Source organism: Streptomyces spinoverrucosus (assembly GCF_015712165.1).
Taxonomy (GTDB): domain Bacteria; phylum Actinomycetota; class Actinomycetes; order Streptomycetales; family Streptomycetaceae; genus Streptomyces; species Streptomyces spinoverrucosus_A.
The window spans coordinates 5,661,586-5,678,096 of sequence record NZ_JADPZX010000001.1; the positions used below are offsets into that span (position 1 = coordinate 5,661,586).

At 73.3% G+C, this 16,511-nt stretch carries 18 protein-coding genes; 9 read left to right on the top strand and 9 right to left on the bottom strand.

The annotated features are described in order from the left end of the window. The first annotated feature begins 132 nt into the window (after nt 1-132). On the top strand, nt 133-1,389 hold the full coding sequence (locus I2W78_RS25740) for a glycoside hydrolase family 26 protein (RefSeq protein WP_196462639.1): 1,257 nt from the start codon (nt 133-135) through the stop codon (nt 1,387-1,389). 31 nt (nt 1,390-1,420) lie between these two features. Here the strand turns inward: I2W78_RS25740 and I2W78_RS40725 are convergent, their stop codons facing one another. Genes I2W78_RS40725 through I2W78_RS25780 form a run of 9 tightly spaced genes read right to left on the bottom strand, consistent with a single transcriptional unit; the run spans nt 1,421 to nt 11,005 of the window. Further along, complete coding sequence (locus I2W78_RS40725) at nt 1,421-2,527, bottom strand: GNAT family N-acetyltransferase (RefSeq protein ID WP_307783778.1); 1,107 nt, start codon at nt 2,525-2,527, stop codon at nt 1,421-1,423. Continuing rightward, nucleotides 2,524-3,180 carry a lipopolysaccharide biosynthesis protein gene (locus tag I2W78_RS40730; protein ID WP_230885590.1) on the bottom strand — a complete coding sequence of 219 codons (657 nt, stop codon included), beginning with the start codon at nt 3,178-3,180 and terminating at the stop codon, nt 2,524-2,526. Before I2W78_RS40730 ends, I2W78_RS40725 begins: the two co-directional genes overlap by 4 nt. Further along, a complete protein-coding gene (locus I2W78_RS25750; protein ID WP_196462641.1) occupies nt 3,180-4,343 on the bottom strand; it encodes a glycosyltransferase in 1,164 nt (387 codons plus the stop codon). The genes I2W78_RS40730 and I2W78_RS25750 overlap by 1 nt, the downstream gene beginning before the upstream one ends. After that, complete coding sequence (locus I2W78_RS25755) at nt 4,343-5,098, bottom strand: polysaccharide deacetylase family protein (protein ID WP_196462642.1); 756 nt, start codon at nt 5,096-5,098, stop codon at nt 4,343-4,345. The genes I2W78_RS25750 and I2W78_RS25755 overlap by 1 nt, the downstream gene beginning before the upstream one ends. Then, on the bottom strand, nt 5,082-6,770 hold the full coding sequence (gene murJ / locus I2W78_RS25760; RefSeq protein WP_196462643.1) for a murein biosynthesis integral membrane protein MurJ: 1,689 nt from the start codon (nt 6,768-6,770) through the stop codon (nt 5,082-5,084). The genes I2W78_RS25755 and murJ overlap by 17 nt, the downstream gene beginning before the upstream one ends. After that, on the bottom strand, nt 6,767-8,095 hold the full coding sequence (locus I2W78_RS25765) for an O-antigen ligase family protein (protein WP_196462644.1): 1,329 nt from the start codon (nt 8,093-8,095) through the stop codon (nt 6,767-6,769). The genes murJ and I2W78_RS25765 overlap by 4 nt, the downstream gene beginning before the upstream one ends. Before the next feature lie 6 nt (nt 8,096-8,101). Continuing rightward, nucleotides 8,102-9,532 (bottom strand): exopolysaccharide biosynthesis polyprenyl glycosylphosphotransferase, encoded by a 1,431-nt coding sequence (locus tag I2W78_RS25770; protein ID WP_196462645.1) that lies wholly within the window; start codon nt 9,530-9,532, stop codon nt 8,102-8,104. Further along, complete coding sequence (locus tag I2W78_RS25775; RefSeq protein ID WP_196462646.1) at nt 9,529-10,698, bottom strand: glycosyltransferase; 1,170 nt, start codon at nt 10,696-10,698, stop codon at nt 9,529-9,531. The genes I2W78_RS25770 and I2W78_RS25775 overlap by 4 nt, the downstream gene beginning before the upstream one ends. Nucleotides 10,699-10,747: 49 nt before the next feature. Beyond that, a complete protein-coding gene (locus I2W78_RS25780) occupies nt 10,748-11,005 on the bottom strand; it encodes a hypothetical protein (RefSeq protein ID WP_196462647.1) in 258 nt (85 codons plus the stop codon). A gap of 228 nt (nt 11,006-11,233) precedes the next feature. Between I2W78_RS25780 and chpG the strand changes: the two genes are divergently transcribed. From chpG to I2W78_RS25820, 8 genes are all read left to right on the top strand, one after another. Beyond that, entirely contained in the window at nt 11,234-11,473 is a 240-nt protein-coding gene (gene chpG / locus I2W78_RS25785; protein ID WP_196462648.1) for a chaplin ChpG, read from the top strand. 235 nt (nt 11,474-11,708) lie between these two features. Then, on the top strand, nt 11,709-12,473 hold the full coding sequence (locus I2W78_RS25790) for a hypothetical protein (RefSeq protein WP_196462649.1): 765 nt from the start codon (nt 11,709-11,711) through the stop codon (nt 12,471-12,473). Nucleotides 12,474-12,640: 167 nt separating this feature from the next. Continuing rightward, nucleotides 12,641-12,922 (top strand): hypothetical protein, encoded by a 282-nt coding sequence (locus I2W78_RS25795; protein ID WP_196462650.1) that lies wholly within the window; start codon nt 12,641-12,643, stop codon nt 12,920-12,922. Between the two features lie 174 nt (nt 12,923-13,096). Next, complete coding sequence (locus tag I2W78_RS25800) at nt 13,097-13,597, top strand: DUF5949 family protein (RefSeq protein WP_196462651.1); 501 nt, start codon at nt 13,097-13,099, stop codon at nt 13,595-13,597. Further along, nucleotides 13,597-14,211, top strand: a complete 615-nt coding sequence (locus I2W78_RS25805; RefSeq protein ID WP_196462652.1) for a vitamin K epoxide reductase family protein — start codon at nt 13,597-13,599, stop codon at nt 14,209-14,211. Before I2W78_RS25800 ends, I2W78_RS25805 begins: the two co-directional genes overlap by 1 nt. A gap of 110 nt (nt 14,212-14,321) precedes the next feature. Beyond that, nucleotides 14,322-14,834, top strand: coding sequence for a hypothetical protein (locus I2W78_RS25810; RefSeq protein WP_196462653.1), 513 nt, complete (start codon nt 14,322-14,324; stop codon nt 14,832-14,834). Between the two features lie 316 nt (nt 14,835-15,150). Continuing rightward, nucleotides 15,151-15,513 (top strand): tyrosinase family oxidase copper chaperone, encoded by a 363-nt coding sequence (locus tag I2W78_RS25815; protein WP_307783780.1) that lies wholly within the window; start codon nt 15,151-15,153, stop codon nt 15,511-15,513. After that, entirely contained in the window at nt 15,497-16,363 is an 867-nt protein-coding gene (locus I2W78_RS25820; RefSeq protein ID WP_196462654.1) for a tyrosinase family protein, read from the top strand. Before I2W78_RS25815 ends, I2W78_RS25820 begins: the two co-directional genes overlap by 17 nt. Nucleotides 16,364-16,511: the final 148 nt, after the last annotated feature.

Sequence of the window (16,511 nt, forward strand, 5' to 3'; positions counted from 1 at the left end):
ATACTGTTATGACTGGGTGTCAGTAGCTGGACTGTCATTAGCCGGACCGTCAGTTGCCGGTCTGTCAGTTGCCGGTCTGTCAGTTGCCGGACTGGGAAATCCAACGCGCACGCAGTGCGGAAAGGAGCAGGAATGGCCGCACAGCACCGCCGGGCCAGGCCTCGCCGACTGGCGTGCCTCGCGGCGACGGTCGTCGCGTCGGCCGCCCTGGCCACCGGTCCCGGATTCGCCCTGGGCCTGGGGGTGACGGCGGTCGCCGAGCCGCCGGCTCCCACGCCCACGACACCCGCGACGCCCACGGCGGCCGTGCCGAGCACCCCGGCCAAGCCGCCCGCGCAGCAGTTCCCCGCCTTCGGCGCCTACCTCCACTACGGGGAGCGCGGCGTGCGGCGGATCGCCGAGCTCAGCCGCTGGCTGGGAAATGCCGAACTGCGCGTCGGTCACACCTATCTGCCGGGCGACCGGTGGAGCAACATCGAGGGCGCGCCCAATTTCCTTCAGGCGTGGGCCGACTGGCGCAACGCCGAGGACGACCGGCTGTTCGTCCTCAACGTGCCCATGCTGGAGCGCAACGAGGAGGGTCTTTCCGACGCCGAGGTCCGGGCGCTGCTGCGGCGGGGTGCGGCCGGGCAGTTCGATCACCACTTCCGGGCGCTCGCCGAGCGGCTGGTCGAGCTGAAGGTGCCGGACACGGTGATCGTGCTCGGCTGGGAGATGAACGGCATCACGTACACCCATCGGTGCGGGCCCGACCCGCGGGCGTGGAAGCGGTACTGGAACAGGATCGTCACCACCATGCGTTCGGTGCCCGGCCAGAAATTCCGTTTCGACTTCACCCCGACGCGCGGCCGCGACGCCATTCCCTGGACGAAGTGCTATCCGGGGGACGCCACGGTCGACATCATCGGAATGGACGCGTACGACCAGCCGGCCGGACTGTCCTTCGACGAACAGGTGAAAGAGCCCTACGGACTCCAGGACCACGCGGATTTCGCCAAGGCCCACGGCAAACAGATTTCCTATCCCGAATGGGGGCTGTTCCGCAACGGTGACAACGCGGAATACATGCGCCGGATGCTCGCCTGGATGGACGAGCACAAACCGCTCTACAACACACTGACCGACTACTGCCCGCACGGCGTCTGGCAGTGCGACGACAATCCGCGGTCCGCCGCGGTGTACCGGGCGCTCCTCTCCGGCCGCACCGACGTCCCGACCCCGCAGCCCTCCCAGCCGACGCAGCCCTCCCAGCCGACGCAGCCCGCTCCGACGACGCCGCCCGCCACACCTTCGGCCAACTGCTCGCCGCTGGACCTGGGCGACTGGGTGGAGTACTGGCTCGGCGGGAAGCTGTGCATGCGGGTCGACTGGTGGTCGCGCGCCCGGTGACCCGGCGCGCCGCAGGTGGCGGCAGGCCCTCTCAGGACCTGCCGCCACCGTCACGCTCCTTCCGCCGGCGCGCCAGCTCCTTGCCCCGGCGGCGCACTCCATCACCGCACACCGCGGCCGCCAGCAACGGGGCGGTGCGCCGGCGGGCCAGCAGCAGCCGTTGGTTGACGACGGTCTCGGGACGCCAGTGGTGCTTGTACGGCTCGTTGCCGCGCAGCAGGCTCAGCGTGCTGAGCTCTTCGGCGCCGACCTGCTCGGTGCAGGCCTGAAGCAGCATCGCCGCCACGTCCACCTTGTGTTCCCGCAGCCGCGGGTGGGCGCCGTACAGATAGCCGCCGCTCAGCCACCGCGACCTCAGCGTCAGATCGACGGCCACCACGGCGTCGCCCAGCCGGAACTCGGTGACCACCGCGTCCCCGGTGCGCACCATCTCCGCCACCGCCCGCTCCAGATGGTCCCGGAACCTCGGCAGCAGATGCTCCGACGTCACCTTGCGCCCCTGCCACTGCAACCGGTGCAGTTCCAGCAGCCGCCGCAGCGCCCGCTGAACCTCGTCGGGCTTGACGACACTCCGCTCCGCGCCCAGCGCGCGCAGCCTGCGCAGCTTGGCGCGCGCCCGCTGCTGGGACTTGGACGGCAGCCGGGAGATCAGCTCCGCCATCGGTACGGCGGGCAGCTCCAGGCACAGCGAGTCGCTCACCCGGCGCCGCGGCCCGCGCCAGCGCTCGTACACCCGCTCGGCGGCTCCGCCCGGCCGGACCTCCCGCAGGTCGATCAGAGCGGTGCGCGCGGCCGCCGCGAGCCCCTCGGTGAGCGCGGCCAGCGCCGCCTCCCCGTGCTCGTCGTCCAGCAGGACGTCCCCGTAGTCGGAGATCGCCCCGCCCAGCGGCACCAGTGACGGCAGTGGCCGCGTCACCCGCATCAGCGGGGCCGCCGCGACGAGTTCGCCGCCCGCGCGCACCAGCACCAGCCGCAGCCGCCCCGGCCTGCCGTACGACAGCCACCACGAGTGCAGCCAGGCGTGGCTCTGGAACGGTGTCGCGGTCGGCGACCGCCCGTACAGCCGGCCCCAGACGGGGGCGAGTTCGGCGAAGGCGGGCTCGTCGGTGACGACCTCCGTGCGGTACGACGGCTTCACAGCGTTCCGTGCGCGTCGACGGCGACGGCCGGTCCCGGCACGGCGGCGGCTCGCCCGGAGTCGTCGGTGCCGCGCCGGGGCCGCACGAGCAGGGCGAGCCCGCCGAGCAGCCCGCCCGCGCTCGCGCCGACCAGGCCGGTCACCGGGGCCGAGGCGGAGGACGGCTCGGACGGCTCGGTGGCGCGGGCGAACTGCTGGAGCTCGACGTTGGTGGCGCCCGCGTTGTCGCCCGCGTGCAGGGTCAGCGCGCGGGCCACGGCGTTGGCCATGTCGGCGGCGAGGCCGGGCCGGGAGGAGGTGGCGGTGACCGCGACCATCGGCGCGTCCGGCGAGGTCGCCGTCCGCACGCTGTCCCGCAGCGTCCGCACCGGTACGCCCGCCCACACCTGCGCGTCCCCGAGCACCGCGACCTGCGAGGCGACCCGTCCGTAGGCCTGTGCGAAGCCCAGCGCGGCGGCCGGGTCGGACTTCTCGGTCGGTACGACGACGACGTAACTGGTGGCCGTGTACGTCGGTGTCTTCAGTCCGCCGTACGCGCCGCCGAGCAGGCCGCCGGCGACCACGCCGGCCGCGAGCAGGGTCCAGGGCGGGAGTGTCCTGGCGCGGGCCGACAGTCCGGCCGGGCGGCGCTGTCCGGTGGGGTTCTCGGTCATCACGAACTGACTCCCTGGGGTGACGGTGACGAGGGCGCCGCCTCACGCGGGGCGGCGAGTGCGGTCGCGTAGACATCCATGAGCTGGGCGGCGCTGCGGGTGACGCAGTAGTGCCGGGCGGCTTCGGCGGCCGTGCGGGGCCGGGGACCGGCCGCCCGGACCTCGGCGACGGCGCGGGCGAACGCCTCGGCGCCACCGGTCACCCGGCGGGCGGTGGGCGCGGTGTCCGGGGGCAGGTCCTCGATCGCCGGGCACGAGGCGTGCACCACGGGCAGCCCCGCCGCGAGGGCCTCCACCACCGCGAGCCCGAACGCCTCCTCGGGGGACGGGGAGACCAGCAGGTCCATCGCGGCGGTGAGGGACGGCAGGTCGGGGCCGGGGGAACCGTCCGGGACGTAGGGGCGTTCGCCGGTGAACAGGACGCGGTCGGCGACACCGGCCTCGTACGCCGTGCGGCGCAGCACGTTGTCCTCGGGGCCGCCGCCGACCAGCAACAGCCAGTAGTCCGAGGGAAGCCGGGCCAGGGCGCGGACGGCGACGTCGAAACGCTTGCCGGCGGCGAGGCGTCCGACGGCCCCGACGACGAACGCGGTCTCCGGCAGGCCGAACCGCTGGCGGACGCGCAGCCGCTGGACCGGGTCGAAGCGGAACCGGGCCAGGTCGATGCCGTTGGGGACGACCTCGATCCGGGCGGCCGGGACACCCCAACGCTCCAGCCGGTCGGCGACCGTCGGGGAGACGGCGACCGTGCTGCGGCCGAGGCGCTCACTGGCGAGATAGAGCGCGCGGACGCCGGTGGTCAGGGGGCGGCCCTCCATCTGGGAGTCGCCCAGGGAGTGCTCGGTGGCGACGATCGCCCTGACTCCGGCGAGGCGGGCGGCGAGACGGCCGTAGAGGCAGGCGCGGTACAGGTGGGTGTGCACCAGGTCGTAGCCGCCGGCCCGCACGAGGCGGGTGAGGCGGGGCAGGGCGCCGATGTCCCGGTTGCCGCGCATGCCGAGGTGGGTGACGCGGACACCGTCGGCGATCAGGCCGTCGGCCACCGGGCCCGGGTTGGTGAGCGTCACGACGTCGCAGTCGACGGGCAGGTGCCGCAGCAGTAGCCGCAGTTGCTGCTCTGCGCCGCCGACGCCGAGGCCGGTGATGATGTGCAGGGCCTTCATCACACGCCCTCCACCGGGCGGCGGCGCAGCCGGTGCAGCCGGTACTTCAGCAGCAGGCGTACGGCGGTGTCGTGCTGCCCGATGTGCAGCCGGGGCAGGGCGTGCGGGCCGGTGAGCGGGCCGGGGTCGATCGCGCAGGCGTACGCGTACCCGGCGTCCCGTACCGCGTCGACGGCGCGCTGGTCGACCGTGCCGTACGGGTAGCAGAAACCGGCGACCGGAGCACCGGTCAACTCGGTGAGCGCCACTCTGCTTTCGACGGTCTCCACCTTGAGCGTGACGTCGTCGGCCTTGGTCAGATCGACGTGCGTCAGCCCGTGCGAACCGATCTCGATGCCCTGCTCGGCCGCGTGCCGGATGCCGTCGGCGGTCAGCAGCGGCTTGCGCGGGCCCAGCGGGTCCCAGGCGTTGTGCCCGCCGAGCCGGCCGGGCAGGACGAAGAGGGTGGCGCCGCAGCCGTGGCGGCGCAGCACCGGAAGGGCGGCGTCGACGAAGTCGGCGTACCCGTCGTCGAACGTCAGCCCGACGAGACCCCGGTCCTCGCCCCGCGCGCGGGCGGCGAGCAACTCGGCCACGGACACGCCCCGCAGCCCGCGCCGGCGCAGCCAGGCCAGCTGCCGGTCCAGGCGGTCCGGGGTGACGGTGATGCGGTAGGGGTCGTCCGAGCAGTCACCCACGGAGTGGTACATCGCCACCCAGGGGACCGGGGCCGGGGAGCGCACGGCACGCGTGCCGCTGTCAACGGGAACGGACATACGGAAGCCTTCGGGTCGCGGAACGTACGGAACGGAGTGCGGATGCGACACCCTGCTCGCCCAGCGCCCGGCCGAGCAGGACGAAAACGACGGCCACGGTCGGACAGCCGAGGAGCAGCCCGGACAGGGGCGCGTCGAACCGGCTCGCGACGAAGGAGCCGGCGGCGGTCGCGCCCAGCGCGGCACCGAGCGGCCGGCCGAGGTCCGTGAGGACGCGGCGGAGGCGCAGGGGGACGACGTTGCGGGCGGTGCCGTTTGCGCCGCTCCCACGCCCGCTGTCCGCCCGCGCCCCGCCGAGCAGCAGCCCCGCCGTCAAGGTGATGCCGGCCGCGTTCGCGGCGGCGATGCCGCTCACCCCCCACAGCCCCACCGTGCACGCCCCGACAGCGGCCGTCGCGGCGATGCCCGCCGTCATCGCGGCCAGCGGGTACCAGTTCGGGCGGCCGTCCGAGAAGTACGTGCGGACCAGGCCGCCGACCAGGGTCTGGCCGAGCAGGCCGAGGGCGTACACACGCATCACGTCGGCCGTCGCCGCCGTGTCCTGTGCGGTGAACGCGCCCCGCTGGAAGAGGAGTTCGACGATCTGCGGGGCGCACGCGATGACCGTGGCGGCGCCGAGCAGCACGATGCACGCCGCCAGCGCCAGATCCCGCTCGACCCGGTCGCGGGCCCGCTCGGTGTCGCCGTCGGCCAGGGCCCGCGCGACCACCGGGAAGGTGACCGTGCAGAGCATCAGCGACAGCGTCATCGGGATCTGCGCCACCTTCTGGGCGTAGTTCAGATGCGAGATCGCCCCGGGGTCCAGGTGCGAGGCGATGAACCGTTCGATGAGGACCTGGGACTGACGGCACAGCGCGAACAACAGCACCGCACAGACCAGCGCGAGCCCCACCGGGCGCTGCGGCTCCCCGGCCTCCGCCGGCCCGCCGACGCTCTTCTTCCGCAACTGCCGCACCAGCGCGGGTAGTTGAATCACCACCATCAAACAGCCGCCCACCGCGACCCCCATCGCCGCCGAGCGCACCCCCCAGTGCCCGCCGAGCACGAGCATCGCGGCGATGATGCCGCTGTTGTAGGCCACGTAGATCGCCGCCGGCGCCAGGAAGCGGCGGTGCGCCCGCAGGGCCGCGCTGCAGTACCCGGCGAGCCCGAAGCTCAGCACGCAGGTTGCGGTGAGCCGGGTGCAGTCGACGGCGAGGGAGGGGTCGGGCAGGCCTGGGGCGAGGGCGCCGACCAGGAAAGGGGCGCCGACGGCGACCAGCCCGCCGGCGGTGACCAGGGCGAGCGACAGCCGGGGCAGCGTCGTGGCGACCAGGGAGCGGACCGGGTCGCCGGGCACGCCCTGCGCCCGCCGGGACAGCGCGAGGCTGAACGCCGGGATCAGGACGAGGGCCAGCCCGTCCTCGATGAGCAGGGTGGCCGCGAACTCCGGCACCGTCCAGGCGACCAGGAACGCGTCCGTCTCACTGCCCGCCCCGAACAGCCGGGCCAGCGCCTGGTCCCGCCCGAGCCCGAGCAGCGCCCCGGCGACCGAGAGCGCGGCGGTGACCAGGGCGGCCTTGGCGAGGAAGCCGCGGGATTCCGGGGGTGGCTCGGTGCCGTCCTCCGTGGGCGGCGCGGTGCGTGCGGGGGGTACGGGGGGCTGGGCCGACCGCGGCGGCGTCACGTTCATCGCGCCGGTGCCTCCTCCACCGACCGCTCCTGGGCGCGCCCGCCGACCAGCGCCCACCAGGCCGCGAGGCCGAGACACAGGGCGGTCAGCACGGTCGAGGGCCCGCCGATGTCGGCGTACACGAAGTCGGTCAACTGCCAGACCAGCAGCCCGCAGGCCACCAGCGCACAGTCGAGCCCCCGCCCGGCACCCTTCCTCCGCGTCCGCACCAGTCCCAGCACCGCGCACACCAGCAGCGCCAGCCAGCTCCCGGCGAGTGCCAGCAGCCCGATGAGCCCCTGCTCGCTGAGCACCAGCAGGTACATGTTGTGCGGGGACAGCAGCGGCTGCCTGCGGAAGGCCGCGCCCGCGCCCTCCGTGTCGCCGGCCGCGGACAGCGCCAGCGAGGCGTGCGCGTCGCGGTACTCGGGAAAGCCCTTCAAGCCCACGCCGGTCAGCGGCTGTTCGCGCCACATGCCGGTCGCCGCCGCCCACATGGTGTAGCGGTCGGTGACCGACTGGTCGGGCGCGTCGGTGACCTGCGTGATGCTCGTGATCCGCTCCTGCAGCAGCGCCGTACCGACCCCGAAGCCGCCGACCAGGACCACCCCGGCCGCGACCACCGCCGCGCCCACCCGCACCGCGCGCCGCATCCCGGCCAGCAACAGCTGCGCCGCGCAGGTCACGGCGGTCGCGATCCAGGCGCCCCGGCTGAAGGACAGCGCGAGCGGCACCAGCAGCGCCAGCGCGCAGGCGACGGCGATCACCCGCTGTCGTACGGACGTCCGACCGAGCGCCAGCCCGACCGCGCACACCACCCCGAACGACACCACGCTCGCCATTCCCATGACGTCCTGCGGCCCGAAGGTGCCCACCGCCCGGATCGGCTGTCCCTGGTACGAGGCGCCGGTGCCGGTCACGTACTGGTGCACGCCGACCGCCCCCTGCCACCCGGCGAGCGCCACCAGCGACCAGGCGAGCAGCCGGAAGTCCCCCCGGTCGCGGATCAGCAGCAGCACGGCGGCCGGCACCAGCACGAACACCTGGAGATAGCGGCCCATCCCGCTGAACCCGGTCTCCGCGGAGGCCGCCCCCATCGCGGCCACGGCGAGCCCGGCGACGGGCAGTCCGAGGATCACGGCGGCGGTACGGGACAGGGGGCGCCGCCGCTGCCGCAGCAGCCGCACGGCGCAGAAGCCGACCAGCAGCGCCGAGGCCGCGTCGGCCGCGGTCGCACCCCCGTCGCCGTCCGGCGCGACCGGCAGCCCGAGCAGGGCGACCACGGCCACCACGGGCAGGACGGGGGAGAGCGTCCGGGTCCGCACGGCGGGCAGAGCGAAGCTCATCGGTGCTCAGCTCCCCGTCGGGCGGACGAGCGCGACCGCCGTGCGCAGCAGGATGCAGACGTCCTGCCACAGCGACCAGTTGTCGATGTACGCGTTGTCGAAGCGGGCCCGGTCCTCGATCGAGGTGTCGCCGCGCAGCCCGTTGATCTGGGCGAGCCCGGTGATGCCGGTCGGCATGCGGTGGCGGGCCGCGTAGCCGGGGTGGGTCTGGCTGAACCGGTCGACGAAGTAGGGGCGTTCGGGGCGCGGTCCGACCAGGCTCATGTCGCCGCGGAAGACGTTCCACAGCTGGAGCAGCTCGTCCAGCGAGGTGCGGCGCAGGAAGCGGCAGAACCACGGCATGTCGTGCTCGTTCTCCACGCTCCACCGGGTCGCCGACTCGTGCTCGTCGGCCGGGCGGTGGGTGCGCAGCTTCAGCAGGGTGAAGGGCCGGCCGTCCTGGCCGATGCGCTCCTGCCGGAACACCACGCCCGGCCCCTCGCTGATCCGCAGCGCCAGCGCGCAAGCCAGCAGCAGCGGGCTGACCGCCAGCAGCAGCGCCCCGGACACGACCGCGTCCAGCACCCGCTTGCCGACGTCGACGCGCCGCCCGGAGCCGAGCTCCAGCTGCCGGCACGCGTACCCGGCGAGCTGTTCGCGGGCCTCGCACGAGGGGGAGTCCGCGTCGAGCTCCCACACCGCGCACCCGGACTCGGCGAGCGCCCGCAGCAGCGGGCCGTGCTCGGTCCGTACGGAGGGGTGGACGACCAGCACGTCCCGGACGCCGTTCTGGATGAGCGCCCGGTGGACCTCCTCACCGGTCGTCAGCACCGGCAGCCCCTCGGTGCCGTCCGGGTGGTCGGCGACGATCCCCACCGGCCGCACCCCGCACCGCGGGTGCCGCAGTACGGCGGCGGCCACCCGCTGCGCGGTGTCGACGGGACCGACGACCAGCGCGGCCCGCGGCTGCCGCAGCAGCGCCACACGCCGCCGCCAGTGCACCAGCCCACGTCCCGCACAGCCCGCCGTGGCGTGCACGGTGAAGCCGAGGGCCAGCGTGCCGGCCGGCAGCGCGTCCCTCGGGTCGTGCGCGGCGACCAGCGCGGCGAGCGCCAGCCAGGCCACCGCGATCCGGCCGCAGACGGTGGGCAGTTCGTCCAGCACGCCCTGCCCGCGCCGGGGCGGCCGGTGCGGACGCAGCAGCATCGCCCCGGCGACCAGCAGGGCCATCAGGACCGGCCGGCTCAGCGTCAGCGCCCCCAGCAGGGCCGCGCCGAGATCGGCGCCGAGCAACGACACCGGCGAGGCGGGCCGGGCCGCGGGACGCCGGGCCGGGGAACGGAACCCGGCGCCGCCCCTCCCGGTGGCGTGCACGACCGGGACGGTCGGGAATCCGTGGTCCCGTGGCTGGGTGCCGGGGGAGGGGACCGTACTTTCCGCAGTGCGTTCCGCAGTCACGAGTGGATGGACTCCCTGTACTCGGTGGGCGCGGCAGGCGCCGCGATCCCGGTGCCGAGAAGCGCGCGGTACACGTCCGCCGTCGCCTCGGCGGCGTGCCGTACGTCGTGTGTGGCCAGCACGTGCCGACGGCCCTGGTGGCCGAGCGACTCGCGCAGCAGCGGGTCGAGCAGCAGCGCGGTGACCGCGTCGGCCAGCGCGGGCGGATCCTCCGGCGGCACCAGGCAGTGCGGTACGAGGGCCGGCGGCAGACTCTCCCGGGCGCCGTCCACGTCCGTCGTCACCACGGGCCGCCCGCAGGCCATCGCCTCCAGCGGGGCCAGCGCCATGCCCTCCCAGCGCGACGGCAGCACGACCAGGTCGGCCGCCTGGTACCAGGGCACGGGATCGGCGACCGCCCCCGCGAACAGCACCGGCTCCGGGCCGCGCAGCCGCTCCCGGTCGGGCCCGTCGCCGACCAGCACCAGCCGCGCCCCCGGCACCCGCCGGGCCACCGAGGGCCACGCGGCCAGCAGCACGTCCTGCCCCTTCTGCCGGCACAGCCGCCCCACACAGACCACCAGCGGTGCCCCCGGATCGCCGTCCGTCCCGAGAGAGGCCCGTACGGGGCCGGCGGCGGCAGGACGGAAACGCTCGGCGTCGATCCCGTTCGGTACGACCGCCCACCGGGCGTGGACACCGGCCCGCAGCCCGGTCCGGCGTTCCGCCTCGCTCACGCACACCGTCCGGTGCGCCCAGCGCGCCCCGAACCGCTCCCACCGCACCGCCAGCGCGGCGGTCGGCCCACCGACCGCCTCGAACGACCAGGCGTGCGGCTGGAACACCGTGGGGATCCGTCCCCGCACGGCGAGCCGCCCGGCCAGCCCGGCCTTCGCGCTGTGGGCGTGCACCAGAGCGGGCCGCACGTCGTCGACCAGCCGCACCAGCCGCCGTACCTCACCGGCGAGCGACGGCCCCGGCGCACGCGTCGCGTGCCAGTGCCGTACGTCGGCCCCCAGCCGCCGGAGTATCTCGCTCAGCCCGCTGTCCGGGCAGGCGACCGTGACCCGCAGGCCGGCCGCGAGCTGAGCCCGCGTCAGGTCCGCGACGACCCGGGCGACCCCGCCCTCGACGGGCTGCGTCAGGTGGAGGACCCGTGGCCGAGGGTCGGTGGCTGGCTGGTGCATTGCGCGGTTTCCTCGCTCACGGGTGTCGCTGGACGGGCGGGCACGCGCCTCACGGCCGGATGTCGGCGGCGACGAACAGCACACCGGCCCAGGCCGCGTCCCGGTGGGAAACGAGCCGGAAGGCCGACTGGTTATCGTTTGATCGGAAACCCGTAGAAAGATCGAACACGTCCGATTCATGGCCGAGCGTGCTCGCATGCGACGGAACCCGTGCGCCCGCCCGGGCGCCGCCCGGTGTCCAGATCGTGGCGGGGGCGAGTACGCCCACCGTCGCGCGGCGCAGCAGCGAACCCAGGGAATTGCGCATGGCCGGCGGTGCCTTTCGAAAGGCGTGCTACAGGGTGTGTCGGACGGTCGGAAACACTAGTCGATATCGGTATGAAGTATTCGAAACCGGACAAGTGTGTCGGAATGGTGAATGCAGCTCCGGGCTCGGATCACCCCATTGGCGGCACAACTCCCGCGCGCGCCACGCGTTGTCACAACGCCGGGCATCCGCCCGGATGTTTGCGTCAACCCCAAGGAGCACCTCTCCATGTCGCGTATCGCGAAGGGCCTGGTCCTGACCTCCGTAGCCGCCGCCACGGTGGCGGGTACCGTCGGCGTGGCCGCCGCCGACAGTGGCGCCCAGGCCGCCGCCGCCCACTCCCCGGGTGTGCTGTCGGGCAACGTCGTTCAGGTTCCCCTCCACGTCCCGATCAACGTCTGCGGCAACACGGTCGACTTCATCGCCCTGCTGAACCCGGCGTTCGGCAACCAGTGCGAGAACGACTGACGCCGACGCACCTCCTCGGCCGGCCGTTCTCCCGGGCGGGAGGACGGCCGGATCACCTGCCGTGCCTCGAATGGGGCAGGGGTGCGGCGGGCCGGTGCGCGGCGCCTGACAGGGCGTCCCACCAGCGATGATGCGGTCGGCTCGATGGTTGCTCAGGGTGTTCGAGCGGTTGCGGTGTGCGAGGGTCACCCGCACGGTGGCCACGAGACCCGAAGCACCATCGAAAGGAACGCCCATGCGTGGTCTGCCCGTACGGCGTATCGCGTCCTCCGCACTCTGCGCCACCTTCCTCCTCGGCATCGCAGCCCCCGCTGCCGTGGCGGCCGACCACGCCTCGGCCCAGCCGCGTACCGCCACCCCCGTCCCCGACGCGGACGAACTGCTCGCCGAGATCGAGTACCTGGCCGACCTCGACACCGTGCTCACCCCGGTGACCGACCTGCTCGACACCGTCCTCACGGCCGAGGAGAGTCAGCTGACGGAGGAGGAGGCGACCGAGCTGGAGGACTCGGTGCGGGAGGCGATCGCGAAGATCCTGGCGGGGATCCCGGTGATGGCGCCGGCGACGACCACGCCGTCGCCGTCCGCCGTGCTTCCCTCGGCTCCGGCCGCTCCCGAGACGCCCGCCGCTTCGTCGACGCCCGCGGCTCCCTCGACTCCGGCCGCCCCGTCGACTCCCGCCGCTCCGTCCACTCCTGCCGCTCCCACGGCTTCCGCCGATCCGGCGACGACCCTGCCGGCCACCAGCGTGCCCGCGACGACCCTGCCGGCTCCCGCCGAGGACGACTCCGAGGCGGCGTCCGTCGACATCCCGGAGGACGTGATCGCCGATCTCCAGGAGGTGATCGCCGAGCTGATCGACGCGGCCACATCCGGTGTGGTGACCCAGGTGGTCCCGGCGGCCACGGACGTGCTGACCGGACTGGTCGACGTCCTCACCGTCGCACTGGGCGGCGAACTGCCCGAGCGGAGCCTGCCGGAGCGGACGCCCGCTTCCTGATCCTGCGGAAACCCGGCACGCGGAAACCCGCCACGAGGGCCGGAAACGGCGGTGATATCCGGCTGTTATATGAGGAAACGGAACGCCGTTTCCGGTCCTTGCGGAACTCGTTGGGCACGGCGTCAGAATTCCCTCCGGCGACGCGAGTTGCCGAAGAAAGGACCACGATGAAGTCGCTGAAGGCCGCCGCTGTCCTTGCCGGGTCCCTCGTCGCCGCGAGTGTCGCCACGCCCGCGTTCGCCACCTACGACCCCGCCACAGTCACGCCCACCAGCCTCAACGGCGCCGTGAACACGATCACCAAGGGCCCCATCGACGTCATGCCGCTGAAGCACCAGTCGGACGCGCTCAACACCGAGAACAAGGACTCGGTCCTCAGCACCGTCAAGGAAACGACCACCACGCTCAACAAGAACGGGCTGCTGAGTGGAAAGCCGCGGAAGAGCTGAGAACGTTCCCCGGGTGCCGTGCGTCACAAGGGCCGATTCCGTTCCCCGCCGGAATCGGCCCTTCGCACGCTTTCGGGGGCGCATCCCTCGTTCGGATGGACCCCCACGGGGGCTCTGGTCCGCACGGGTGAGAACACCGCCGGGCCGGCTGCGGCGCGTGGATAGGGTCGCGCGGTGACCACAACCCCCAGTGAAGCCCGCCCGTTCCACCCCGCCGACCTGGGCACGCTCGCCATCATGCACTGGACCGGAACGATCCAGGACGGCAACGACATGCCCTACCTCCTCGCCTGCTCCCGCGGAGACGCCCCCGGCGGTCCCGAGGCCGCGAGCGCCGCCGTCGAGAGACTGCTGAACGACATCGGCCTGTCCCTCGGCGACGATGTGATCGACGGCCGCGCCCGGCCGAGCCTCCCGGTCAGCCTGCTCGTCGTGGCAGGCCAGGCCGTCGTCACCATGCCGCGCCTCACCACCCAGTGCCCGGTCCCGCCGGCCTGGCTCACGGCCGTGGCCAAACGCGGTTGCGCCTACTTCCTGTTCACCGCCCGCCCCTGGCCCGAGCCCCAGGTCGGCAAGGTCGTCACCGCCGATGCGCTGCGTGAGTTCGTCACCGCCGAGGAGACCGTGAAGGCCTCCGCGCATCTGCTTCTGCCGGCGCGCAGCCTGCGACAGTGATGGCGCGCACCGTCGGGCAGCACGCCCGCCCGGCCGGGACAGCCGGAGCCGGCCGGGCGTTCGCCCTCCTCCTGGTCCTCACGGGAGCGGCGGGACTGCTGGCCTCGTGGATCATCACCCTGGACAAGTTCAAACTCCTGGAGGACCCCGACTTCACGCCGGGATGCAGCCTGAATCCGGTGCTCTCCTGCGGCAACGTCATGGAGAGCGACCAGGCCGCGGCCCTCGGCTTCCCCAACCCGATGCTCGGCCTGGTCGCCTACGCCGTCGTGATCTGCGTCGGCGTGAGCCTGCTCACCGGCGCGGCCTTCCCCCGCTGGTACTGGCTGACCTTCGACGCTGGCTGCCTGTTCGGCGTGGGATTCGTCTCCTGGCTCCAGTTCGAGTCGCTGTACCGGATCAACGCGCTGTGCCTGTGGTGCGCGCTGGCCTGGCTGGCGACCATTCCGATGTTCTGGTACGTGACGGCGTACAACGTACGGCAGGAATTCCTGCCCGCTCCGCGCTGGTTGCGTACGGTCTTCGACGAGTTCACGTGGTTGCTGACGGTGCTGCATCTCGGATTCGTCGGGATGCTGATTCTGACGCGCTGGTGGGACTTCTGGACGAGCTGACCCTCGTATTACTCCGGCAGTCGGGCGAATTGTGCGCTGGTGGTGTTTCCCGGCTCGTTACTCGGTACGCACGCATAGCTCGCCGAATTCCGAAAGGGACCGCATCCGAGATGAAGTCGACCACCCGAGGAACCCTCGCCGCAGTGCTCACGTGCGTGGCGGCCGCCGCGACCGGTGCCGCCACCGCGTCCCCCGCCGCCGCGTTCCCCGTCCCCGTGCCCTTGGAGGGCGCCGAAACCGCCCTCGGTGTGGAGCTGCCGCAGATCGGGGCCGAGATCCCGACGCCGAAGCCGGGGGCGCCCGAGGGGCCGCGGTACGTCGAGGGCCGCCTCCTCCCGGAGCGGGCGCTGCCGCAACTGCCGGTCAACGGTGGGGTGCCCGGCGCGGGCGTGCGCGCGCCGGTGCCCCACATCCTCGGCGACGACTTCGACCACGCGGGCGTCTCCGTGCCCGCCTCCGACCTGCGCGCACTGGCCCCCGGCGTGAACGTGGACGCTCCGCTCACCGGCCCGACCCGCGAACGGTACGGCCTGCCCCACCTGAAGCAGCCTCAGCTGGGCGTGCTCGCACCGACGTTGCAGACGGCGCCGGGCGCGAACCTGGTGATGGGGCCCGGTCTGTAGGGGCGTACCGGGCCCGGGCGGCGGCGTCCGGGCCCTTGGGCTGTCCGGACCATGACGGTGACCGGGTGGGACGCCGCGCGGTTACTCCGGTACGACAACCGAACCGGAGGAGGAGCACACGATGGTCGTCAGCGGCGGAGCGGCGGTGGGTGCGGAAGACGGCGGCGGTGCCGAGAGAGCGGGGGCGGCGGGGGGCGTGCGGGACACGCGGCGGGGCGTCGTGGGCCGCGCGAGGCGGGATCTCGGGTGGGGTACGCGGCGGGGCGTCGTGGGCCGCGCGAGGCGGGGCCTCGGGTGGGGTACGCGGCGGGAGGTCGTGGGCCGTGCGAGGCGGGGCCTCGGGTGGGGTACGCGGCGGGAGGTCGTGCGAGGTCTGCTCGCGTCGGCCGCCGCCGTCCTGGCGGTCCCGGGCTGTCTCCCGACGGGCCTCACCGGCACCGGCGCGGCGTTCGACGAGACGTACCGTGGCCGCCGGATCCGGGGCACCGGAAGCCGGGTCACCGTGGACGGCCGCCCGCTGCATCTGATGCGCCGTGCCGACGGCACCTGGCTGAGCATGGTCGACCACTACTGCTCGTACCCCACCCCCCTGGAGGCGGCGCGCGCGGCCGTCGACGAGCTGGGCCCGGCGGGGCGGTTGCCGCTGACGGAGGGGGGCCTTCATGGCGTACACGCGTAAGGACGTCACCACGCTGACCAGCAGTGAGAGGCGCCGGTTCGTCAATGCGCTGCTGACGCTGAAACGGCGGGGCGAGTACGACGAGTTCGTGCGGCTGCACATCGAGTACTACGTCGCCGACGGCGAGAGGGGTCTGCGTGCGGCCCACATGGCGCCGTCGTTCCTGCCCTGGCACCGCCAGTTCCTGCTGGAGCTGGAGCGGGCGTTGCAGCGGGTGGATCCGGCGGTGACGGTGCCGTACTGGGACTGGACGCGCGACCGCGGGCCGACGTCGGTGCCGTGGACGCGTGACCTGCTGGGCGGCAACGGGCGGCGGTCGGACCGGCAGGTGATGACCGGGCCGTTCGCGTACGCGGAGGGCAACTGGACGATCAGGGAGAACGTCACGGACGTGAGGTTCCTGACCCGGGACCTCGGCCGGGCCCGGGATCCGATCGAACTGCCGACGAAGAGCGACGTGGAGTGGGCGCTGAAGGATCCGGCGTACGACGTTCCGCCCTGGGACTCGACGGTCGGCAAGGGGTTCCGCAACAAGCTGGAGGGGTGGGGTGCTGGCCGGGGCAGCGTCTCGTGGCGGAACCACAACCGGGTGCACCGGTGGGTTGGCGGCGCCATGGTCGGTGGTGCCTCCGTCAACGACCCGGTCTTCTGGCTGCACCACGCCTTCGTCGATCTGCTGTGGTCACAGTGGCAGCGACGGCACCGTGAACACCGGTACCTGCCGGCCAGGCCACCGGGGCGGAACGACCCGCAGCGCGGGCGGGTGCTGGCCCGTCACGAACCGCTGCCGCCATGGAATGTGACGCCGGATCAGCTGGAGGATCACGGGAGGTTCTACCGGTACGGGTGAGTGGGTGAGTCGCGCGGACATGGAAGAGCCCCGGCGCTCGGGGGTGCCGGGGCTCGTCGAGGTACGGGCAGGTACCTCGGGGTACTGGTGGGTGCCTCGCGAGGCACTGGTCAGTACCCCGTGGTGTACGGCGGTCAGTACCCCGTGG